Source organism: Aquibium sp. ELW1220, from assembly GCF_030398385.1.
Classification (GTDB): domain Bacteria; phylum Pseudomonadota; class Alphaproteobacteria; order Rhizobiales; family Rhizobiaceae; genus Aquibium.
In genome coordinates this window covers 66361-88835 of record NZ_JAOAOQ010000023.1, presented here as the reverse complement: position 1 = coordinate 88835, position 22475 = coordinate 66361, and the positions used below count along the sequence as shown (strand labels likewise).

Here is a 22475-nt window from a genome sequence, read left to right as displayed (position 1 = left end):
CCGTCGCCCGTGGGTCACGCTCCGTTCCGCTCCGCTTCACTTCGCGCGACCCACGGCGTGCATCCAGAAACCGCGGGAAAAGGGTACAGGAGGTGCCGAGCGAAGCGAGGCGGAGGGGGGGACCCCGGCGCAGGAAACGCGTACCCCTCGCAGGTGCGGCGCGCCGGGAAATACGGGGACAGTTTACTTAATTCGGACGTGTTCGGCGGCTTTTCCCGGCCGTGCAGGTTCGAATTAAGTAAACTGTCCCCGCATTTCCCCCGCGCCACGCCGCTTCCAATCCGCGCCGCCACGCCATGCCTGCGCCCTCGCCCGGCCTCCCGGCACGGCCTGGGCGGCGCAGCGTCACACCACCCGGCCGCAGAAGCCGTCGAGCCCGGCGAGCGCCAGCGTGTCGCCGTCGAGCACGGCACTCGAACCAGGAAAGGCCAGCGCCTCGACCGGCCCGAGATTGGCCGGCAGCATCCACGCGACCGGATCGGCCGAGAAGTTGAAGACGCAGAGCAGCCGCTCGCCATCGGCCTCGCGCAGGAAGGCCAGCACGTCCTCGGTCTGCTCGACGATCTCGATCGCGCCGCCCGTCAGCGCCGGATGCGCCTTGCGGAAGGCGAGAACCGCGCGGTAGCGCGAAAGGATCGAGCCGGCGTCCGACGACTGCACGTCCACCGCGCGCGCCCTGTGCGCCGGCGGCACGGGCAGCCAGGGCCGCGCCTGCGAGAAGCCGCCATGCGGGGCAGCGCTCTCCCAGACCATCGGCGTGCGGCAGCCGTCGCGCCCCTTGAAGGCCGGCCAGAAGCGGATGCCGTAGGGGTCGCGCAGGTCCTCGAAGGCGATGTCGGCCTCCGGCAGGCCCAGTTCCTCGCCCTGGTAGAGGCAGATCGAGCCGCGCAGGCAGGCGATCAGGCCGATCGAGAAGCGGGCGATCGCGTCCGGCGTCCGGCCCTCGCCCGCCCAGCGGGAGGCATGCCGCTGGACGTCGTGGTTGGAGAAGGCCCAGCACACCCAGCCGTCGACCACCGAGGTCTCGAACTCCGAAATGCACTGCGCCACGTGCTCGGCCGAGAAGGCGGGCGCGAGCAGGTCGAAGGTGTAGCACATGTGCAGCTTGTCGCCGCCGCCGGTATAGGCCGCCACGATCTTCAGCGCACCCGCGCCGTCGCCCACCTCGCCCACCGCCGCGCGGCCGTCATACTGGTCGAGCAGCGCGCGGAACTCGCGCAGGAAACCGAGATTCTCCGGCTGGTTCTTGTCGTGGACATGCTGCTGGTAGCCATAGGGGTTGGTGTCGGGCACGTCGCCCGCCCCGCCCGGCGCCTTCGGCGGGTTGGGGCGCAGCGCGGCGTCGTGGAAATAATAGTTCACCGTGTCGAGCCGGAAGCCGTCGACGCCGCGGTCGAGCCAGAAGCGGACGGTGTCGAGCAGGGCGGCGCGGACGTCGGGATTGTGGAAGTTCAGGTCCGGCTGCGAGGCGAGGAAATTGTGCAGGTAATATTGCCGGCGCGTCGAATCCCACTCCCAGGCCGGGCCGCCGAAGACCGACAGCCAGTTGTTGGGCGGGTTGCCGTCCGGCTTCGGATCGGCCCAGACGTACCAGTCCGCCTTCGGATTGTCGCGGCTCGACCGGCTCTCCCTGAACCAGACATGCTGGTCGGAGCAATGCGACAGAACCTGGTCGATGATGACCTTCAGCCCCAGCCGATGCGCTTCGGCGACGAGATCGTCGAAATCGGCAAGCGTGCCGAACAGCGGGTCGACCGCGCAATAGTCCGAGACGTCGTAGCCCATGTCGGCCATCGGCGACATGAAGAAGGGCGACAGCCAGATGGCGTCGACGCCGAGGCTCGCCACATAGGGCAGCCGCGCGGTGGCGCCCGGCAGGTCGCCCACCCCGTCCTCGCCCGTATCCTGGAACGAGCGCGGATAGATCTGATAGATGGCGCAGCCGCGCCACCAGTCGGCGCCGGCCGGCGCCCGTTCGACAGTCTCAGCCATTCAGTCCCCCGTCCGTCGTGACGTCTCGGTTTCGCAAAGCACGGCCGCGGCGCGACCCGCAAGCACGATCGCATTCTCGTGCGGCCGCAATTCGACGTCCTGCGCGGACCCGATGAGGCTCCAGGCTGAGCCCGCGGCGGCCGGCAGGGTGAAAACGGCTGCATCATGATCGCCGTTGACCAGGAGGGCCACCCGCCGGGGTCCGTCCTCGCCGCCCGCCAGAACCATGGCCAAGCGCCGGTTGGCCGCGTCGTTCCAGCCCGCTTCGTCGAGCGGGCGGCCCGCGGCGCAAAGCCATTCTACGTCCGGCGGCGCGCCTTCCGCCTGCGCCTTTCCGGTCAGGAAGCCTGCCTTGCGCAAGGCCTTCACGTTGCGGCGGAGTGCTGCCAGCGCGGCGGCATGCGCCTGCAGGTCGCGGTTACGGTTTTCCCAGTCCAGCCAGGCCAGGCCGTTGTCCTGGGCATAGGCGTTGTTGTTGCCGTGCTGCGTGCGGCCGAATTCGTCGCCCGCCGTCAGCATGATCGTCCCGCGCGAGAGGAACAGCGTCGACAACAGCGCCCGCAGATTGCGCGCGCGGGCATTGCGGATCGCCGGATCGTCCGTCTCGCCCTCCACCCCGTTGTTCCACGACAGGTTCTCGTCGTGGCCGTCGCGATTGCCCTCGCCGTTCGCCTCGTTGTGCTTCCTCTCGTAGGCGACGAGGTCGGCGAGGCTCATGCCGTCATGGGCGGCGATGAAGTTGACGCTGCGCGTGCCCGTCGAGCCGTTGCGGCCAAAGATGTCGGAAGAACCGGCGAGCCGCGTCGCCAGCGACGGCACGCGGCCGGCATCGCCGCGCCAGAAGCGGCGCACGTCGTCGCGGTAGACGTCGTTCCATTCGAGGAACGGCTGCGGGAAGCCGCCGAGCTGGTAGCCGCCGGGCCCGACGTCCCAGGGCTCGGCGATCAGCACCCGGTCGCCCAGCACGGGGTCGGCGGCGATCTCGCCGAAGATGCGCGCCGCCGGATCGAAGCCGCGATGGTCACGGCCGAGGACCGGCGCGAGATCGAAGCGGAAGCCGTCGACGCCGAAGCGCGTGACGAAATGCCTGAGCGTGTCGAGGATCATCCGGTGCGCTTCGGGATGCTGCGTGGCGACGGTGTTGCCGCAGCCGGTGTCGTTGGCGAGCACCAGCGGGTCGCCGGGCAGGTGCCGGTAGAAGGAGAGATTGTCGAGGCCGCGCAGCGACAGCGTCGGGCCGAAGACGTCGCTTTCGCCGGTGTGGTTGAAGACGAGGTCGAGGATGACGCCGATGCCGGCCCTGCGCAGCGCCGCCACCGTCTCGCGCAGCTCGGCCACGCCGCCGGGGCAGAGCCGCGGGTCGAGCGCCATGAAGGTGACCGGATTGTAGCCCCAGACGTTCTTCAGCCCGAGCGGCGCCAGATGCCGTTCGTCGATCCAGGCCGTCACCGGCATCAGTTCCACCGCATCGACGCCGAGCGTCGTCAGATGGTCGAGCACGGCCGGATGGGCCAGTGCCGCAACGGTTCCGCGCAGCGGCGAAGGCACGTCCGGGTGCTTCATGGTGAAGCCGCGCACGTTGATCTCGTAGACGAAGCCGCCGGGCTGGAACACGGGCGCCCTCGCCGGCACCTCCGGCAGCGGCCCCGCCAGCACGGCCTTCGGCATCAGCGGGGCCGTGTCGCGCCCTTCCCCCCGCCGGGCGCCCAGTTCCGGCGCGTAGCGGTAGGGCCGGTCGATCTCCAGCGCATGGGGGTCCATCAGGAGCTTGTCGGGATCGTGCCAGAAGCCCTGGTCCGGGTCGAAGCGGCCATCGGCGCGAAAGCCGTAGCGTAGGCCGGGCGCGGCGCCCGCGACGAAGGCCTCGCGAAGGCCGCCGCCAGCCTCCTCCATCTCGACGCGCGCGACCTCGGCCTCGCCCGCGTTGTCGAACACGCACAGCCACACCCTGTCCGCCGAGCCCGACCAGACGCGGAACTGCGCGCCGCCATCGACGCATTCGGCTCCGCAGGGGTCGGCCGGCATCGCGTCCGCCATGGTCAGGTGACGACGTCGGGCGCCGCCCGTCCGGTGTGACGGCCGATGCCGGCGATCTCGTCGGCGGCGAGGATCAGGTCGGCCAGCGCGTCCGGCGTCTCCTGCGCAAGCCGTGCCGGATCGTCCTCGTAGCGCTCGAGATAGACGCGGATCGTCGCGCCCTCGGTGCCCGTGCCCGACAGGCGGAAGACGATGCGCGAGCCGCCGTCGAAGCCGATGCGGATGCCCTGGTTCTTCGACACCGAGCCGTCGACCGGATCGGTGTAGGAAAAATCGTCGGCGAAGGCGACCGCGAGGCCCTGCACCGCCGTCCCCGGCAAGGTGGCGAGCCTGCCGCGCAGCTCCGCCATCAGCGCGTTCGCCCGCTCCGTCTCCACCGCCTCGTAGTCGTGGCGGGCATAGTAGTTGCGGCCGTACTCGGCCCAGTGTTTTCGCGCGATGTCCTTCACGCTCTCCCTGCGCACCGCCAGGATGTTGAGCCAGAGCAGCACGGCCCACAGCCCGTCCTTCTCGCGCACGTGGTCGGAGCCGGTGCCCGCACTCTCCTCGCCGCAGATGGTCGCCATGCCGGCGTCGAGCAGGTTGCCGAAGAACTTCCAGCCGGTCGGCGTCTCGTAGAGGCCGATGCCGAGCTTCCCGGCCACCCGGTCGGCGGCCGCACTCGTCGGCATCGAGCGCGCGATGCCCTTCAGCCCGCCCGCATAGCCCGGCGCCAGATGCGCGTTGGCGGCGAGCATGGCGAGCGAATCCGAAGGCGTCACGAAGATGCCGCGGCCGATGATCAGGTTGCGGTCGCCGTCGCCGTCCGACGCCGCGCCGAAGTCCGGCGCATTGGGTCCCATCATCAGGTCGTAAAGATCCTTCGCGTGGACGAGGTTCGGGTCGGGATGATGGCCGCCGAAATCGGGCAGCGGCACGCCGTTGCGCACCGTCCCCGGTGCCGCGCCCAGCCGCTTCTCCAGGATTTCCGTCGCATAGGGACCGGTCACGGCATGCATGGCGTCGAAGGCCATGCCGAAGCCGCCCGCAAACATCGCCCGGATCGCGTCGAAGTCGAACAGCGTTTCCATCAGCGCGGCATAGTCGGCGACGGGATCGATCACCTCGACCGCCATGCCGCCGAGGTCGAAGGTGCCGGTCCGGTCGAGGTCGAGGTCGGGCGCCTCTAGGGTGAGGTAGCGGTCGATGATCTTGGAACGCGCAAACACCGCCTCGGTGATGCGCTCGGGCGCCGGGCCGCCGTTGCCGACATTGTACTTGATGCCGAAATCCTCGGTCGGGCCGCCCGGATTGTGGCTGGCCGACAGCACGAGACCACCGAAGGCGCCGTGCTTGCGGATGACGTTCGAGGCCGCCGGCGTCGACAGGATGCCGCCCTGCCCGACGATCGCCCGGCCGAAGCCGTTGGCGGCGGCCATGCGCAGCGCGGTCTGGATGACCTCGCGGTTGTAGTAGCGGCCGTCGCCACCGATGACGAGCGTCTTGCCGGCAAAGCCCTCCAGGCTGTCGAAGACCGACTGGATGAAGTTCTCGGCGTAGTTCTCTTGCTGGAAGACCGGCACCTTCTTGCGCAGGCCCGAGGTGCCCGGCTTCTGGTCGTCGTAAGGCGTGGTGGCAACGGTCCTGATCATCGTTCAAACATCCGAGGCGAGGGTGTCGTACAGCCGGGCATAGCGCGTCGCGCTGCGGTTCCACGAGACGTCGGCCTTCATGCCCTGGCGCTGGATCGTCGCCCAGACCGAGGGCTCGCGATGGCAGCGCATCGCGCGCCTGATGGCCTGGAGGAAGGCATCGGCCGTCAGCGGCGCGAACTGGAACCCGGTCGCCACGCCCGCCGAAAGTGCCGCCTCGTTGGCGTCGACGATCGTGTCGGCCAGCCCGCCGGTGCGCGCCACGATCGGCACGCAGCCGTAGCGCAGGCCGTAGAGCTGGGTCAGCCCGCAGGGCTCGAAACGCGACGGGACCAGGATGGCATCGCAGCCGGCCTGCAGCAGGTGCGACAGCGGCTCGCTGTAGCCGATGACGACGCCGACCCGGCCGCGATGGCGCGCCGCGGCCGACAAAAGCGCGCCTTCCAGCGCATGGTCGCCCGAACCCAGCACCGCGACCCTGGCGCCTTCGGCCACGATGCGGTCGAGCACCTCGGCGAAGAGATCCATGCCCTTCTGCCAGGTCAGGCGGCTGATGACGGTCAGGATCGGCGCGCCGTCCTGGTCGAGCCCGAAGCGCTCTTCCACGGTCTGCCGGTTGCGCTGCCGCTTCTGCAGGGTCCGCGGCCCGTAGGGGGCGGGCAGCAGCGTGTCCGTCTGCGGATCCCACACGTCGACGTCGATGCCGTTGACGATGCCGTGCAGGTCGGCCGCGCGGGCATTGAGCAGCCCGTCGAGGCCCATGCCGAATTGCGGCGTGCGGATTTCCTGCGCATAGGTCGGGCTCACCGTGGTGATGGCGCTCGCCCCCTGCAGCCCGGCCTTCAGGAAACCGACCCCGCCGTAATACTCGACGCCGTCGACGCTCATCGCCGCGTCGGGCAGGCCGAGCAGCGGAAAGATCGACGCCGGGAACTGCCCCTGGAAGGCGAGGTTGTGGACGGTCATCACCGTCGGCACCGAACGCGCGTTGGCGTAGCGCATGTAGGCGATCGTCATCGCCGCCTGCCAGTCATGCGCATGGACGAGGTCGGGCAGGAAGCCGTCGCCGCCATGCTCGGCGATCTCGGCCCCGGCCTTGCCGAGGGCGGCGAAGCGGCGCCAGTTGTCGTCGAAGTCGGTGCCGTCGCCATAGGGCGCGCCCGGGCGGTCGAAGAGATGCGGCGCATCAAGGACGAAGAGATCGAGCCCGGCCGCTTCCGCTGCCAGTATCGCGGCCGGCCCGCCATAGAATTCAGGATAGGACCGGACGACCCTGCGGCCGCCGCCGAGTGCCGCCATCACCGTCCGGTAGCCGGGCACCAGCGTGCGCATCGGCATGCCATGCGCGGCGAGCGCGCCCGGCAGGGCGCCCGTCACGTCCGCCAGACCGCCGGTCTTGACGATCGGATAGATCTCGGAGGCGACGGAGAGGATGTTCATGCAAGCCTGTCGATCATGGACTGCGTCACCAGGCAGATGCCGGACTCGGTCCGGCGGAAACGGCGCGCGTCCTCTTCCGGATCCTCGCCGACGACCAGGCCTTCGGGGATGCGCACGCCGCGATCGATCACCACGCGGGTCAGCCGCGCATTGCGGCCGACATAGCAGTCGGGCAGCACCACCGCCTCGTCGAGCATCGAGAAGGAGTTCACCCGGGCGCCGGTGAAGATCAGCGACTTGCGCAGCGCCGCACCCGAGATGATGCAGTCGCCGGCGACCAGCGACGAGACCGCCGAGCCGCGCCGTCCCTCCTCGTCATGGACGAACTTCGCCGGCGGCTTGATCTCGGCATAGGTCCAGATCGGCCAGTCGCGGTCGTAGATGTCGAGCTGGGGCGTGATCGCCGTCAGGTCGATGTTGGCCTCCCAGTAGGCGTCGATCGTGCCGACGTCGCGCCAGTAGGCCTCTCCTTCGAAGGTCGAGCGGACGCAGGACTTGGAGAAGCGGTGCGCCAGCGCCTTGCCGTGCCTGACGATGTGCGGGATCAGGTCCTTGCCGAAGTCACGGCTCGAACCCGGCGTCGCGGCGTCGCGGCGCAGTTCCTCCATCAGGAACTTGGTGCGGAAGACGTAGATGCCCATCGAGGCGAGAGCGAAATCGGGCTTGTCCGGGATGCCGGGCGGATCGGCGGGCTTCTCGATGAAGGAGACGACCATGTCGTGCTCGTCGACATGCATGACGCCGAACCCGGTCGCCTCCATGCGCGGCACCTCGAGGCAGCCGATCGTGACGTCCGCGCCGGACTCCACGTGTTCGCGCAGCATCGGCTCGTAGTCCATCTTGTAGATGTGGTCGCCGGCCAGGATGACCATGAACTCCGGATTGTAGTCCTCGATGATGTCGGCGTTCTGGAACACCGCATCGGCCGTTCCCTCGTACCATTGCGTCTCCGAGACGCGCTGGCTGGCCGGCAGGATGTCGAAGCTCTCGTTGCGCTCCGGGCGGAAGAAGTTCCAGCCGCGCTGCAGGTGGCGGATCAGCGAATGCGCCTTGTACTGGGTGGCGACCCCGATGCGGCGGATGCCCGAATTGAGCGCGTTCGACAGCGCGAAGTCGATGATGCGGGTCTTGCCGCCGAAATAGACGGCGGGCTTGGCGCGGGTGTCGGTCAGTTCCTTCAGGCGGCTGCCGCGGCCGCCCGCCAGCACATAGGCCATCGCGTCACGCGCCAGCGGCTGGATCCGTTGTTCTGCCATGGTTCCTCCCCTCTCCCGCCGCGTCGCCCGCGGCGTGCATGCATGTCGAAACCAGTAGCAGGAACGCACGGCCCTGCGCCATGCCCCGCCGGTCGACGAAGGACGGTGCAACGGGTGCGGTCGGGCGAACGTTCCGCCCGAAATTGACGGTGGCTGGCCGGCTCAGAGGCCGGCATGCCAGATGTCGCGATCATATTCGCGGATCGTCCGGTCGGAGGAGAACCAGCCGACATTCGCCGTGTTGCGGATCGCCTTGGCATACCAGTCCGGCGCATTGCGCCAGATCTCGTCCACCCTTCGCTGCGCATCGGCATAGGCGTCGAAGTCGGCGGCGACCATGAACCAGTCGGTCTCGTGGAGCGCATCGACGAGGGCCCGGTAGCGGCCGGGATCGTCGGGCGAGAACACGCCCGACGAGATCGCGTGCAGCGCCTGGCCGAGCTCGGGCGAGCTTTCGATGATCGCCCGCGGCACGTAGCCCTTGCGGCGCGTCTCCTCCACCTCGTGCGCCTTCAGCCCGAAGATGACGATGTTGTCCTCGCCGACGCATTCGCTGATCTCGACATTGGCGCCGTCGAGCGTGCCGATGGTGATCGCGCCGTTCAGCGCGAACTTCATGTTGCCGGTGCCCGAGGCCTCCATGCCCGCCGTCGAGATCTGCTCCGACAGGTCGGCGGCCGGCACCATGATCTCGGCCACCGAGACGCTGTAATTGGGCACGAATACGATCTTCAGCAGGCCGCGCACGGCCGGGTCGCGGTTGATCACCCGGGCGACGTCGTTGGCGAGCTTGATGATCAGCTTGGCGTTGTGATAGCTCGGCGCCGCCTTGCCGGCGAGGAACTTCACCCGCGGCAGCCAGTCCTTCTCCGGATGCGAGCGGATCTGGTCGTAGAGCGCCACCGCCTCGATGATGTTGAGGAGCTGGCGCTTGTACTCGTGGATGCGCTTGATCTGGACGTCGAACAGCGCCGACGGATCGATGCGCAGGCCGAGCCGCTCGGCGACCAGGTCGGCGAGCTTCTGCTTGTTGGCGCGCTTGACCGCCGCGAACCGGTCCCGGAAGGCGGCGTCGGAGGCGAAGCGGTTCAGCTCCTTCAGCGCGTCGGTATCGTCGAGGAAGCGGTCGCCGATCGCCTCGCGCGCCAGCGCCGTCAGCCCCGGATTGCACTGCATCAGCCAGCGGCGCGGCGTGATGCCGTTGGTCTTGTTGTTGATGCGGCCCGGATAGAGCCGGTTCAGATCCGAGAAGACCGTCTGCTTCATCAGGTCGGTGTGCAGGCCCGACACGCCGTTGATCGAGTGCGAGCCGACGAAGGCGAGATTGCCCATGCGCACGCGCCGGTCGCCGTCCTCGTGGATCAGCGAGATGCGGCGGATCTGCTCGAGGTCGAAGATCTGCCGGCTGCGCGCTTCCAGGAGCACCTGGGCGTTGATGGCGTAGACGATCTGCATGTGGCGCGGCAGAAGCCGCTCGAACACCGGCACCGGCCAGCTTTCCAGCGCCTCCGGCAGCAAGGTGTGGTTGGTGTAGGCGAAGGTCCGCTTGGTGATCCCCCAGGCGGTGTCGAAATCGATGCCGTGGACGTCCATCAGCAGCCGCATCAGCTCGGCGATGGCGACGGCCGGGTGGGTGTCGTTGAGGTGGATCGCCGCCTTGTCGGGCAGCGTCAGCAGGTCGCCATACTGCGACAGGTGCCGCTGGACGATGTCCTGCAGCGAGGCGGCGGTGAAGAAATACTCCTGCCGCAGCCGCAGTTCCTGGCCGGCCTGGTGGCTGTCGGCCGGATAGAGCACGCGCGTCAGCGAGGCGGCCTGGTTGGCCTCGCGCAGCGCGCCGATATGGTCGCCGGCGTTGAAGGCGGCAAGCAGGATCGGGTCGACCGCCATGGCCGACCACAGCCGCAGCGTGTTGACGCGCCGGCCGCGCCAGCCGACGACGGGCGTGTCGTAGGCAACCGCCAGCACGCGCTCCTGCGGCCGCCAGACATGCCGTTCCAGCCGCCCGTCCTTCGACGTGATCGATTCGACCGTGCCGCCGAAGCCGATCTCGACGGAGCGCTCGCGGCGCTCGAATTCCCAGGGGTTACCGTGGTCGAGCCAGGTCTCGGGCAGTTCCACCTGCCAGCCGTCCTGGATCTCCTGCCGGAACAGGCCGTGCACGTAGCGGATGCCGTAGCCGTGCGCCGGCAGGTCGACGGAGGCCATGCTCTCCATGAAGCAGGCGGCTAGCCGCCCGAGGCCGCCATTGCCGAGTGCGGCGTCCGGCTCCAGCCCGGCGATCACGTCGATCTCGACGTCGAGGAGCTTCAGCGCATCGCGCATCTGCTGCATCAGGCCGAGATTGGAGAAGGCGTCGCGCATCAGCCGGCCGATCAGGAACTCCATCGACAAATAGTAGACCCGCTTGCGCTTCTGCGCATAGGCCTCCTTCGTCGAGGCGATCCAGCGCTCGATGATGCGGTCGCGCACGACCTTGATGGAGGCGGCCAGCCAGTCATAGGGCGTGGCCACCGACGCATCCTTGCCGACCCGATAGGTCAGGCACTTTAGGATCTCGTCGGCCAGCGCCTTCGGATCGTCGTCATGCGCCGCAAAAATCGGGAGTTCGCTCGTCGTCGCCCGGTCCATGTCGGTCCCTTCGCCATGCGGGACGACGCCTCACGCCGACCCCGCCCAGGTCTCCAGCCTTCCTCCCGGGACCATGCTAGTCGCAATGGTCGGGATTGCAAATGATGTTGTGGAGGGGGGATGGGGAAAAGAGGGGCGGGGGGTGGGGGTGAGGGTGGCGTGAGCAGACGCGAAATGGATTCCTGGTATCTGACCTTTATGAGGCTTTGCCGTGAATAGGCAGGGCGGACGCGACTGCTACTACTGCAGCGGGATGTCCGGCCAGTTTTCCGGCACCAACGCCGGCGGCTTGGACCAAGACGGCTCGACAAGGGATCGTTGAAACCAGTCTTCACGCAAATTCGCGTGCTCGGTGACGATCAGTTGGAAGCCTGGTGCGTCTTCCGTAGCAAATTTATGGAGCGCCTCGAAAAGCCTTCGGACTGCCCCCAGATCCGCGTCTTCCTGGCGTTCGGTTTCGTCGACCGAGCCTCCCGCCGCTTCATAGGAAGCATCGGACGGGAAATAGACCTGGCTAGGTTGGTCGATTAGAAGGAATCGTGGAATTGGGTGGCCGTAGGTCGCTGCGAAACGGTGGAGCGAGAGGAGAGCCGCCAAGTGGTAAGCGAGATGGTTCTCCCCACCGCCGGTACGGCTCATGTATATCGGCCGGCCGGGACGGTCGATCACTACGGTCAGGTGATGAAGATCGAGGCGCGCGGGGAACTCGGCGAACTCTCCGCCCAAGGCAGAGATATAACCTGACATATGCAGGCCGATATTGCTCAACGTAGAAATCAGACGGGTGTCGGAATCATCTGCTCCCAGTCGCTCTTCGAGATCGGCGACCCTGGCCCTGAGGCGTCGCTCCTCTGTTTGCAGTCGTATTAGTTCCGTGTTCGGGACGAGCTGTTCAAGAAAAAGGCTTATACGACCCACTACACGCGACGCGGCCGTGTTCCTGTTGCCCAGAGTCGTGGCCATCTCGCTCGATGAGATCGCCGAGGACAGCTCCAATTCCTTGACCCGAATCTTGTCGGCGATCTCGGAAAGCTCCCTTTCCTGGCTCGAGAGATAAGAGGCAAGCGCCGGTCGCTCGCTAGTGACGGCGAGGAGCTCGTCATTCAGAGATTCCAGTTCGATTAGAAGGGCCTTCGCGATCGGTGTATCCATGCCGAGATCAACTCGCGCAAACGGCCATTGCCACTCGCCGGTCTCGCCGTTTCTCGGCAAGGCACGGATGGATTTGAGGCGGTCGCGTTGCTCGCTGGCCTCGACCTCGAAACCTTTGGACCGTTGTGAGAATTGCTGCGCGCCCTCGATACGGCGCTGAACTTCTCGCCGCTGGTACCGCAGGTCAAGCAGGTCTCTTTCGATCGTCGAAACCCTCGCGCCGTCATCCTCCGGTATCGGAGTCGGTTGCCACTCCAATGCCTTCCTCAGCAAGCCAACAACGTTGGTCGCATCGTCTCCCAGTGGAATCTCCACCGCACGAGCCTCGGAAATCAAGCCAATCGCACGTTCTTCGGAATTGTCGATCGCCTCTCTGGCCTGCTGCAGGAGTTTTGCATTCAGCCGCAGTTCGCGTTGGGCAATCCGCAATTGGGATTCAAGAGTATACTTGTCCCGACCGGAAACGCCGAGTAGTATTGGAAGCGTGTCCTTTATGGCCTGGGGCTGCTGCGGCTCGTTCTGGCGATAGAAAAGCTGGTCCTTGTTGGTTACGAGTCCTTGCTTCTGGAACAGGTAGTAAAAGGTATGTTTGACGTTGGCATCGAAGCTCACACGGCTACTCTCGAGCGGGACGTCCGTCGTATTCTCCTGAATCCCCAGCAGTTGGGTCAGTAGCGCGACCACGCCTTCATCGCTGTCGTTGACCGCCAGGTCGGTGAGGACCGGCGCACTCACCTTTGCGCCTCGCCGTATCATGGCCGTGCTCAAGCTTTGCGCCCCCGCCAAAGGAGCGGGTTTGGCCACCAGCACTTCTTCCCCCGCGAAACGATAGATCACCGCGAACCATACCACCCGGTCGCGGATGATTCCTTCCGGGACGTTGAACGTCGATCGTCCCATGCAGTATTCGATGATGTCGGAGAGAGCGGACTTGCCGGTGGACGACCGACCTGTGATGACATTGAGCCCGTCATTAAACGTCACGTCCCGCCGACGCCCGTCCAGGCTGTAGATATGGATCGACTTGATCTTCATGGCCGAATGCCCAGAGTTGTGTAGATGGTTCCCCGGTCGCCTATAAGGGCGAACTGCTTGCCGAGATAGGCAGCGACGCGTTGGCAGGCCTTAGTCTCGTCGCTTCCGTTCACGGCAGCAATTACTTTTACCTGGCCAGGAAGAAGACGGCCTTCGTCATCCACGGACAGTGCCTGGTATTGCATAAGAACGCCCAATCCTTCGAGCGTGAAGGGCAGCGTGTCGGTGCATCGACCGGCAAAGCCGACGAGGAGTTCGGGATGCTCGGCGACAACTTTGAGTAGGTAACTCTTGTTGCCCGCCTTCAATATCTCGCGCGAACCTTGGTGCAGGCACAGGGGAAGGATCAACAGGGAAAGCGAAAACGGCATTCCCCTTGCATCCTTGTCCCTGAAACCCATTATGGCCCTGTGCATCAGGAGGCCGCAGAACGCAGGGTTGAACAGGTTCCGGATTTCGATCGGACGTTGGCTCCAGGGCTTCATGCCGCTACTCCCAACGCCTTGGCCAGGCGCTCGAGGAAACGAGGGTGCCAATGGACGCGTGGCGCGGGGATGCCGTTAGCCAGGATGTGAAATGTCCCTCGCACGACGTATTGCTCGGCCACCTTCTCGCGTATCCGAAGTTGCCCCGTCGATTGCTCGGCCCATCGGTAGAGTTCGCGCCCAGCGCTGATACAGACTTCGTCCTTGCTGTCTGCGGTAATGTTCTCGCAGACGAGCGCCTTGTAGCGACCCCACTCCTCGACCAGCTTGTCTTCATAGCGCTCGATCTCGTCAGAGACCAAAAGATTGGCCCTAGCCCAGCTCGAGCGCTGCTCAAAGGCACGATAGTAGTCGATAATCGCATAACGGATGCGGTCGGTGGACAGGTTGAGCGCGCGCAGCTGTTCTACGAAGCGGCGCTTGTCCCCGGTCGCGTCAATGCGGCCCTCGGGGAGCTTGTCGGTGAATTCGATGGGAAGGCTGTCGATCTTGTAGTCGTCGGCAAGCATTGCCAGCCGATCATGGAGTTCCTGGACCTTGATCGGTTCCGAGCGCCGGCCGGTTAGAGTCTGGATTACCAAGTCGATCCACCATCCTTCCAGACGTTGAAAAAGAGCCTGACGGAATTCCTTCCGTACGGTGATCAGACGGCGTCCGACCAAATCGGGAATGTCGTTTATCCTGGGCGTCCGCGAGAAGATCGTGATCCTCGAATAGAAGTCGGCGAGTTCGTCACCATCAAGGTCCGCCAGTTCGTCCCTGATCTCTCCGATGAGTTCGGACCTGCTCATCGCCAACGCCGCGCCCGCATCGTGCGCCCTCCGTTCGCCGTCGGCTTCGAAATCCTCAAACTGGGTAAGGAATGACCCGGCCGAGACCTCGGCTGTGGTTAGGAGCTGATATCGTGCCTTCGATGCCGTCCGGCCGGTCCTCTTAAAGTTCACAAGCCAGATCCTCACCGACTTCCAAAAATCGGTCGAAAGGTCGGTGAGCCTGTCTCCCTCAACCTTATGCTTGAGGGAGCCGAGCGAGACCTTCCCGTCCTGCTCGACGAACTCCACATCGTCATTGCGTTCGATGAAGACCAGGCAGTCCTCAGGACAATCGAGGGCTTGCAGCAGAGCCAACCGAGGTTGGAACATGTATCCAAGCCCTTGCTCGGCGGCCGAGAACTTCGAATTTGAATCAGGCATGAACCATAGGATGCCGTAGTTTAGGCATCCCTCCGATGAGAAGTGACTGGCCAATTATTGAAATAACTCGAACGCCGGAATCAACCGGACAAATGCCGGCATCCACGTTTTCCCCTCTGCCAATGTCGAAACGAGATCTTCGAGGTTGAACCGCCCCGGGTTTGCCGGAGGCCGTGTCGCCAGAGGTCACGCCGCCATGGCCGGCTCTTGCGGCATGGCGTGGCAGCGCTCCTCGGCTTCGGCCGGCGGGATGTTGGCGATGGGCTCCAGCCGCCGGCGTTTGTCGAACCGGGTCCGGCGCATCGTGCTCTCCAACGAATCGTCGCAAAACCGACGGAATCACAACCTGCTGCCATCACTCAGTTGGCGGATGACCCATAGAGTGGTACATAATCCCTCCATTGGAGCCGTGGAATGATCGTCGGGTTTCGGGACGAATGGCTGCGGGCCTTTTTCGTGGAGGATATCCACTCCCGCAACATTCCGTCCGATCTCGAAAGCCGGTTGTTCCGCAAGCTCCAGATGATCGACGATGCAGTCACGGATCAGGATTTGCGCGTGCCGCCCGGCAACCATTTCGAGAAGCTCCGCAGCACGCTCGACGGCCTGCATTCGATCCGCGTCAACAAGCAATGGCGGCTGGTCTTCCGATGGGACGGCGGTCGCGGCGAGGCGTCGGATGTCTATCTCGACGACCATAGCTATCGATGAGGTGACGCCATGTTGATGACCACACGCAAACCGGCCTCGGTCGGCGAAATCCTGACGGAAGAGTTCATGCAGCCGCTCGGCCTGACGCAGGCCGCGCTGGCCGAGGCGATGGGCGTGCAGCGCAAGCATGTAAACGAACTGTGCAATGACCGGCGTAACGTCACGGCAGCGACGGCGCTCATTCTGGCACGGGTATTCGGCAACAGCCCGGACTTCTGGCTGAACACGCAGCGCCGCAGCGACCTGTGGAACGTCATGAATTCGCCCGACGAGCGGGCGCGGGTGGAACGTGCCAAGCCCTTGGCGAAGGCGGCATAGCAAGGAGCGATCCCGCCGATCTGCCGCCGTTTCTTCGCGATGGCCGCACGGCCAGCGTTCTGGCTTCCGGTCCTACTCCGGCCGCCGCTTGATGCCTGTTTGACCCGGCCCTGCGCCAATCACCCGCGAACCGCCGCCTCCACCTGCCCGTTCCCCTCCCCCGGCATCCGTACCCTCCCCTGCCGGGCGAGCCAGGTCCGCTCGGCCGCCCAGTCGTGCCCCTCCCAGCCCTCCCAGATAAATCCGAAGAGCCTGAGGGGGTGGTCCGGGAAGGAATGCAGGGCGTGGCGGATCCCGAGGAAGCCGGTGCTGGGGATGCGCCAGTCCGTTGCGGCCAGCTGCAGGTCCTCGAAGCACTGGGCGGCCAGCGATGCGGGCAGGAGGGAGACTTCCTTTCCCATGCGGCCGAAGCGCTCGAAGGCTTGCCTAGTCCAGTGCTCCTTCCGCGTGACGATCCGCCTCTCCACCCGCTCGCGGAACTTCGGCGTCGGGTGCCACCGACGGATCGCGTCGGGATGCCAGGGGAGGATCACCCGCCGTGCGCCCCGGATGTAGACGTTGCTCAGGAAGGCAGGGTCCCTGAACCAGAGGCCGAGGAGTTTTCCCGAATTGACGAGCACCATCATGTCGGTCCGGTTCCCGCCCCGCTCCGGTCCATAGGGCGGGAAATTGAAGCGCATGACGAAATCGGCCCCGTCGATCTCCCTGCCGTCGAGATCGCCCAGAGGGCCGTTCCCGACGATGGCGACGTAGCGCGGCATGCCGTCAGCCCCGGGGATCACGGCCGACCGTCTCCCGGCCGGGCCGCGACGCCGTTCGCGACAGGAGACGCCGAGCGCCGCCCCCGGCGGCGGCGAAGACGTCACCGGCCACCGCGCGCTGCGGCTCGCGAGAGGGGACGATGAACGCCGTGTCCGCCCGGGCGGGCAGCGCCATTCGCGAAGGTTCGTTGGAGAGCACGTTGGCCTGGACCGATGACACCCGGCCCCACTATGCCCGTCGGGCGGCGCGCTGTGCAAGCGGCCCCTGCGAAGACGGGCCGGGCCTGCGCCCGATCGGGATCGCCGCTCGGGTGGTCAAGACGGAAGCCCGGATCTGCCTGCGGCCGGGGATGGCCTCACCCGATCGATCCTGAAAGCCCCGTTCGGTGATCGGCTCGTACCGCAGAACCCGGTAGACGAGCCGGCTGCGGATACTCTAATCCGTTTCGCAGCGGCTGCCGGCACGTTTCGCGGCAGAAAGACGGGTTTGCGGCGCGCATGAGCAATTCTCCCTACCGTGGATCGCCCAAGCACAAGAACAGACCGGTTCTCGGTCGGAAGGGGACGCTCTGCCCCGAGTGGACGCACGAGACGGATGCGGGCGGCTACGCCAGCGATCCATTCGGCCATGCGTGGGAAAAGACCGTCGCGCATGCGATGTTCGAGGAAAGCGAACCTGACCCGAACGGTTCGGCCAGGCGCTACGCCACCAGGAAAGGAATCGCCTTCGTCGCCCAGCCGACTGCGGACGGGACGTGGCATGGATATCCTGAACCCTGGAACCGCGTCCCTGCCGATCTGGTCGCGAAATGGCAGGACGAGGTAAAGGTGACGACGCCACAGTTGAAAAGGTATAAGGATTTCCCCACCGACCCTATCGCATGGGCTCTGGACAGCGACGATGAGTGAGTTTGCCGCCTTTGGCAATCCCGGGCGATTCGAGATCGCGGTTCGGTGGACCAGCGACGCGGAGCCGCGTGCGTGACGTCCGGCGGCCTATGGATGGTCGATGGGGGATCTGAGGATCACCGTCGCGAACCACATTCTGACCGGCAGCCGTCGCGGCGGGATCGCCCAGACACACGTGGGCTGGTACCTCGCCCCGATGCTGGACTGGTTTGCATCCAACTGGGCTGCGTTGCTGCATGAAGAAGACTTCGCGTGGCCGGAGCGCAGTGGCCTGCCGGCGGTGATCGCATGTCACCGTGCTCTGGATCGGACGATCGGCGTGAAGGACGTCGAAGGCCGCGAACAGTATAAGGCGACGCAGGCATGGTACCATCGCCATGCATTGCGGAGTGCTGCGGAAGGCGGTCTGGTTCCAGACCTGTTCATGCGCCGCCTGCTGGACGACATCGAACTGTCCTGGTCGGCCGAGGCGCCCCTGTTCGCGCCTGACGGATTTGCCTTCATCGCCCAACCGGGCGTGGCACGGCTATCGGTCGACGAGGTCGCCGGACCGCTGTGGGAAGTCCTCGGCTGGGCCGCCAGCCAGCCGCCCGCTCTGGACGACGGCGATCGCGCCTCATGGCAGGCCCTCGCAGACAAGATCGACCGCATTCCGTCTCTGTGCTCGGACTGTCTCGATCGGGCCTATGTCGACGGGCGCATCCTCGAACTTGTGCGTGCGTCGCTGGAGCGGATCGGCAGGACCGAGCTGATCGACGAGCGGGTGACGCCCGGCAAACCCTATGTCAGCGAGATGTCGCCAGCGGTTGCCATGTTCGGAGGCGTGAGCCCCAGGCTGGGCGTCGGCGACGTCGAACGTCTCTGCGGCCTACTGGCGGCGCGGGCGGGCGGCGGCGACGGCGTTGCTCTGCGCGACCTCGTTTCTGCGAAGGGCAACGCGCCGCTGGGCGTGCCCCATGAGGATGGCTACTCTCTCGCGCAAGATTTTCTGGAAACGCTCGGGCTCCCGGGAGACCACGAGTTCATTGACGTCCGGCGGATCGCGTCCGACCTCGGCATCGAGGTGCTGGAGGAAGCGCTCGAAACGGACACCATCCGCGGCGTGGCACTGGCTGGCCAGGGCTTCGCGCCGACCGTCCTTCTGAACACGACGAGCCCTTTCAACCTCAACGAATTCGGCAGGCGGTACACGCTCGCGCATGAACTCTGCCACGTTCTCCATGACCGCTCGCGCGCGCGGCGCGTGACGCATGTCAGCGGACCTTGGGTCGCGCCGGGCATCGAGCGTCGGGCGAATGCCTTCGCGGCCTACCTGCTCATGCCGCGGGAACTCGTGACGCAGGGCTGGCGGCCGAGCTTCGAGACGAGTCGCGGCGCGTTCGAGGCCTTCGCCGAACGCCTGCAAGTCAACGAGACGGCGCTGATCGAACATCTGTACAATCTCAGGCTGATCGACGACCTCGCCCGCGAGAGGCTTCGGGCCGCTTTCCGGCGGCAGTGAGCGGCGCCGAGCGAACGCTCGTTCCACCGTCGCCGGATCGCGCAATGTCGCGCAGGCTCCGGGCGATCGATGCATCTTGCATCGGACCCGTATCAGCCCGATCTCCCGCCTCCGCTTCCTCGAGATGGACGAGGAGCGCCAAGCAGAGCCATATCCAGCACCGCGACGGCGGCAGTCTGGTGCTTCAGTCGCCGTTCGCGCGATACCCGTTCCTGCAGAAGACGTTCGCCGATGGCGGCCGTCGGTGGCCGCTCTCCGCCCTGCCCTACGCCGCCAGCGCCTCCGCCGGCGGTTCCTTCGCCCCCGTCATGAAGGCCACGGCGTCGGACATGGTGTAGTCCTTCGGGTCGATCACGCAGAGCCGGCGGCCGAGCCTGTGGATGTGGATGCGGTCGGCGACTTCGAAGACGTGGGGCATGTTGTGCGAGATCAGGATGATCGGGATGCCGCGGGAGCGGACGTCGAGGATGAGTTCGAGCACGCGGCGCGATTCCTTGACGCCCAGCGCCGCCGTCGGCTCGTCGAGGATGATCACCCGCGAGCCGAAGGCGGCCGCGCGGGCCACCGCCACGCCCTGGCGCTGGCCGCCCGACAGGGTCTCGACCGGCTGGTTGATGTTCTGGATCGTCGTCAGGCCGAGATCGGAGAGTTTCTTGCGCGCGAAGTCCTCCATGGCCTTGTGGTCGAGCTTGCGCAGCCAGGTGCCCATGAAGCCCGGCCGGCGCAGTTCGCGGCCCATGAACATGTTGTCGGCGATCGACAGCGCCGGCGACATGGCGAGCGTCTGGTAGACCGTCTCGATGCCCTTGGCGCGCGCGTCGTTGGGCGAGGTGAAGTCGATCGGCGCGCCGTCGAGCCAGATCGTGCCGGCATCGGGGACGACGGCGCCCGACAGCGCCTTGATCAAAGTCGACTTGCCGGCGCCGTTGTCGCCGATCACCGCCAGGATCTCGCCCGGCATCAGGTCGAAGTCGCACCGGTCGAGCGCGGTCACCCGGCCGTACCGCTTGACGAGGCCGCGGGCCTTGAAGACGTGTTCCATCAGGCGGATACCTTTCTGATCCACTGGTCCACCGCCACCGCGGCGATGATGAGGACGCCGATGAGCAGGTAGGTCCACTGCGCGTCGGCGCCGGCCATGCGCAGTCCCATCTCGAAGACGCCGACGATCAGCGCGCCGAGGAACATGCCGACGATGGTGCCGCGGCCGCCGAACAGCGAGATGCCGCCGATCACCACCGCCGTGATCGCCTGGATGTTGCCGAGGATGCCGGTGGAGGCCGAGGGCGAGACCGAGCCGAAGCGGCCGATCATCACCCAGCCGGCGATGCCGCAGAACAGGCCGGCCAGCGCATAGGCCTGGATCAGCACGCGCTTGCGCGGCACGCCCGCGAGTTCTGCCGCTTCGGGATCGTCGCCGACGGCATAGACGTGCCGGCCCCAGGCGGTGTGGCGCAGCACGTAGGCCATGATGGCGACCAGCACGATCAGGAGCACCACCGCCAGCGTCACGCGCGCGCCGGCGAAGTCGAAGGCGCGGCCCCAGAACTGGAGCGCGGCGGCGCTGGCCTCGATGTCCTGGCTGCGGATCGTCTCGTTGGCCGAATAGATGTAGTTGGTGGCGAGGAAGATCTGCCAGGTGCCCAGCGTGACGATGAAGGGCGGGATGCGCATGCGGGCGACCAGCACGCCGTTGATGGCGCCCATCAGCGTGCCGGCGGCGAGCCCGATGGCGATGGAGACCTCCGCCGGCAGGCCGTAGCGGAAGGTGAACTGGCCCATGATGACCGAGGTCAGCACCGCCATGGCGCCGACCGACAGGTCGATGCCGGCGGTCAGGATCACCAGCGACTGGGCGATGCCGAGGATGCCGACGATGCCGATCTGCTGGAAGATCAGGCTCAGCGTGCTGATGCGCCAGAAATTGGCGTTGATCAGGCCGAACACCACGCAGGCGACCACGAGAACGATCAGCGGAACCAGCGCAGGCGTCCGGTGCAGCAGGCTGTGCAGCCGGTGGAAGACATTCTTCTCGATCAGGTCGAACTCCGCGACCTTGTCGTCGCGGCGCGTCTTGACGACGTCCTCGAAATTGTCGGCGTTGCTCACGTCACGAGCCCTCCCACGGCCGCGCCAGCCGGAACGGGCTTGGCCGTTCCGGGCCTGCGCCTTACTGTGCGGCGATTGTTTCCCGGCGTAAAGGCGGCCGGGCGGAGGGTTTCCGCCCGGCCGCTCCTGGGATCAGCCCCAGCAGAGCTTCTTGCCGTCCTCGACGGAGGTCGAGCTGACGCCGTCGATGGGCTTGTCCGTCACCAGCGCCACGCCGGTGTCGAAGAAGGACTTGCCATCGCTCGCCGCCGGCTTGGTGCCGTCCTTGGCCCAGGCGGCGATCGCCTCGATGCCCTTGGAGGCCATCAGCAGCGGGTACTGCTGCGAGGTGGCGCCGATGACGCCGTCGGCGACGTTGGCCACGCCCGGGCAGCCGCCATCGACGGAGACGATCAGCACGTCCTTCTCGCGGCCGATGGCCTTCAGCGCCTCGTAGGCGCCGGCGGCGGCCGGCTCGTTGATCGTGTAGACCACGTTGATGTCGGGATCGCGGGCGAGCAGGTTTTCCATCGCCTTGCGGCCGCCCTCCTCGTTGCCCTGCGTCACGTCGTTGCCGACGATGCGCGGATCCGTCTCGTCGCCCCATTTGTTGGGATCGCCGAGGTCGATGCCGAAGCCCTGCAGGAAGCCCTGGTCGCGCAGCACGTCGACCGAGGGCTGCGACACGTCGAGGTCGAGCATGGCGATCTTCGCGTCCGCGGCCTTGTCGCCCAGCGACGCGGCGGCCCACTTGCCGATCAGTTCGCCGGCGAGGAAGTTGTCGGTGGCAAAGGTCATGTCGGCGGAGTCGATCGGCTCCAGCGGCGTGTCGAGCGCGATCACCAGCAGGCCCGCTTCGCGCGCCTTCTGCACGGACGGCACGATCGCCGAGGTGGACGAGGCCGTCAGCAGGATGCCCTTGGCGCCGTCGGCGATGCAGGTCTCGATGGCGGCGACCTGGGTCTCGTTGTCGCCGTCGACCTTGCCGGCATAGGACTTGAGACTGATGCCGAGTTCCTTGGCCTTGGCCTCGGCGCCTTCCTTCATCTTCACGAAGAACGGATTGGTGTCCGTCTTGGTGATCAGGCAGGCGGCGACGTCGGCAGCCGTCGCCGGTACGGCAATGGCCATCATGCAGGCGGCGGCGCCAGCGAAGACGGCCGACTTGAGTGCGAGTTTCCTGGTCACGGTATTCCTCCCGTTGAATGAACATCCGGTCCGGCCTCCGCCGGACGCGCGACAATCCGGCCGGTGCCGGCCTCCTGTCTCCTTCATAAAAGGACCAGCCGGCACGCCCTGTCAATAGATAATTCATTCTGATTTAGTAATTGACAG

General features: G+C 66.2%; 17 protein-coding genes and 1 pseudogene. 5 read left to right on the top strand and 13 right to left on the bottom strand.

The window, feature by feature from the left end:
* Positions 1 to 345: 345 nt before the first annotated feature.
* The 9 genes from N1F91_RS19645 to N1F91_RS19605 all read right to left on the bottom strand — a co-directional run bounded on the left by N1F91_RS19645 (position 346) and on the right by N1F91_RS19605 (position 14852).
* Positions 346 to 1992 carry an alpha-glucosidase family protein gene (locus N1F91_RS19645; RefSeq protein WP_289994793.1) on the bottom strand — a complete coding sequence of 549 codons (1647 nt, stop codon included), beginning with the start codon at positions 1990 to 1992 and terminating at the stop codon, positions 346 to 348.
* The gene (glgX, locus tag N1F91_RS19640; RefSeq protein WP_289994791.1) at positions 1993 to 4017 is read right to left on the bottom strand and encodes a glycogen debranching protein GlgX; all 2025 of its coding nucleotides are present in this window, start codon (positions 4015 to 4017) and stop codon (positions 1993 to 1995) included.
* Positions 4018 to 4031: 14 nt separating this feature from the next.
* Positions 4032 to 5660, bottom strand: a complete 1629-nt coding sequence (locus N1F91_RS19635; protein ID WP_289994790.1) for an alpha-D-glucose phosphate-specific phosphoglucomutase — start codon at positions 5658 to 5660, stop codon at positions 4032 to 4034.
* A gap of 3 nt (positions 5661 to 5663) precedes the next feature.
* Positions 5664 to 7100 carry a glycogen synthase GlgA gene (glgA, locus tag N1F91_RS19630; protein ID WP_289994789.1) on the bottom strand — a complete coding sequence of 479 codons (1437 nt, stop codon included), beginning with the start codon at positions 7098 to 7100 and terminating at the stop codon, positions 5664 to 5666.
* Entirely contained in the window at positions 7097 to 8356 is a 1260-nt protein-coding gene (gene glgC / locus N1F91_RS19625; RefSeq protein WP_289994788.1) for a glucose-1-phosphate adenylyltransferase, read from the bottom strand. The genes glgA and glgC overlap by 4 nt, the downstream gene beginning before the upstream one ends.
* Positions 8357 to 8518: 162 nt before the next feature.
* Positions 8519 to 10987: a glycogen/starch/alpha-glucan phosphorylase gene (locus N1F91_RS19620; RefSeq protein WP_289994786.1), complete on the bottom strand. Its 2469-nt coding sequence runs from the start codon at positions 10985 to 10987 to the stop codon at positions 8519 to 8521.
* A gap of 240 nt (positions 10988 to 11227) precedes the next feature.
* Positions 11228 to 13174 (bottom strand): DUF3732 domain-containing protein, encoded by a 1947-nt coding sequence (locus N1F91_RS19615; protein ID WP_289994783.1) that lies wholly within the window; start codon positions 13172 to 13174, stop codon positions 11228 to 11230.
* The gene (locus tag N1F91_RS19610; RefSeq protein ID WP_289994781.1) at positions 13171 to 13659 is read right to left on the bottom strand and encodes a three component ABC system middle component; all 489 of its coding nucleotides are present in this window, start codon (positions 13657 to 13659) and stop codon (positions 13171 to 13173) included. The genes N1F91_RS19615 and N1F91_RS19610 overlap by 4 nt, the downstream gene beginning before the upstream one ends.
* A complete protein-coding gene (locus tag N1F91_RS19605) occupies positions 13656 to 14852 on the bottom strand; it encodes an ABC-three component system protein (protein ID WP_289994780.1) in 1197 nt (398 codons plus the stop codon). Before N1F91_RS19605 ends, N1F91_RS19610 begins: the two co-directional genes overlap by 4 nt.
* Positions 14853 to 15266: 414 nt before the next feature.
* Here N1F91_RS19605 and N1F91_RS19600 point away from each other — a divergent pair, with 414 nt between their 5' ends.
* Positions 15267 to 15563, top strand: a complete 297-nt coding sequence (locus N1F91_RS19600) for a type II toxin-antitoxin system RelE/ParE family toxin (protein WP_289994779.1) — start codon at positions 15267 to 15269, stop codon at positions 15561 to 15563.
* A gap of 9 nt (positions 15564 to 15572) precedes the next feature.
* Positions 15573 to 15881: a HigA family addiction module antitoxin gene (locus tag N1F91_RS19595; protein WP_289994778.1), complete on the top strand. Its 309-nt coding sequence runs from the start codon at positions 15573 to 15575 to the stop codon at positions 15879 to 15881.
* 119 nt (positions 15882 to 16000) lie between these two features.
* On the opposite strand, the gene N1F91_RS19590 is transcribed toward N1F91_RS19595, so the two are convergent.
* Positions 16001 to 16663, bottom strand: coding sequence for a glycosyltransferase family 29 protein (locus N1F91_RS19590; protein ID WP_289994777.1), 663 nt, complete (start codon positions 16661 to 16663; stop codon positions 16001 to 16003).
* A 477-nt stretch (positions 16664 to 17140) separates the two neighbouring features.
* Here N1F91_RS19590 and N1F91_RS19585 point away from each other — a divergent pair, with 477 nt between their 5' ends.
* The 3 genes and pseudogenes from N1F91_RS19585 to N1F91_RS19575 all read left to right on the top strand — a co-directional run.
* The gene (locus N1F91_RS19585; protein ID WP_289994776.1) at positions 17141 to 17551 is read left to right on the top strand and encodes a hypothetical protein; all 411 of its coding nucleotides are present in this window, start codon (positions 17141 to 17143) and stop codon (positions 17549 to 17551) included.
* A 100-nt stretch (positions 17552 to 17651) separates the two neighbouring features.
* Complete coding sequence (locus tag N1F91_RS19580; RefSeq protein WP_289994774.1) at positions 17652 to 19052, top strand: ImmA/IrrE family metallo-endopeptidase; 1401 nt, start codon at positions 17652 to 17654, stop codon at positions 19050 to 19052.
* A 152-nt stretch (positions 19053 to 19204) separates the two neighbouring features.
* Positions 19205 to 19312 (top strand): annotated as a pseudogene (locus tag N1F91_RS19575) (IS5/IS1182 family transposase); the annotation flags it as partial.
* Between the two features lie 5 nt (positions 19313 to 19317).
* Here the strand turns inward: N1F91_RS19575 and N1F91_RS19570 are convergent.
* From N1F91_RS19570 to N1F91_RS19560, 3 genes are all read right to left on the bottom strand, one after another.
* Positions 19318 to 20094: an ATP-binding cassette domain-containing protein gene (locus N1F91_RS19570; RefSeq protein ID WP_289994773.1), complete on the bottom strand. Its 777-nt coding sequence runs from the start codon at positions 20092 to 20094 to the stop codon at positions 19318 to 19320.
* Positions 20094 to 21161, bottom strand: a complete 1068-nt coding sequence (locus N1F91_RS19565; RefSeq protein WP_289994772.1) for an ABC transporter permease — start codon at positions 21159 to 21161, stop codon at positions 20094 to 20096. The genes N1F91_RS19570 and N1F91_RS19565 overlap by 1 nt, the downstream gene beginning before the upstream one ends.
* A 132-nt stretch (positions 21162 to 21293) precedes the next feature.
* Positions 21294 to 22274, bottom strand: coding sequence for a sugar ABC transporter substrate-binding protein (locus N1F91_RS19560; protein ID WP_289994796.1), 981 nt, complete (start codon positions 22272 to 22274; stop codon positions 21294 to 21296).
* Positions 22275 to 22475: the final 201 nt, after the last annotated feature.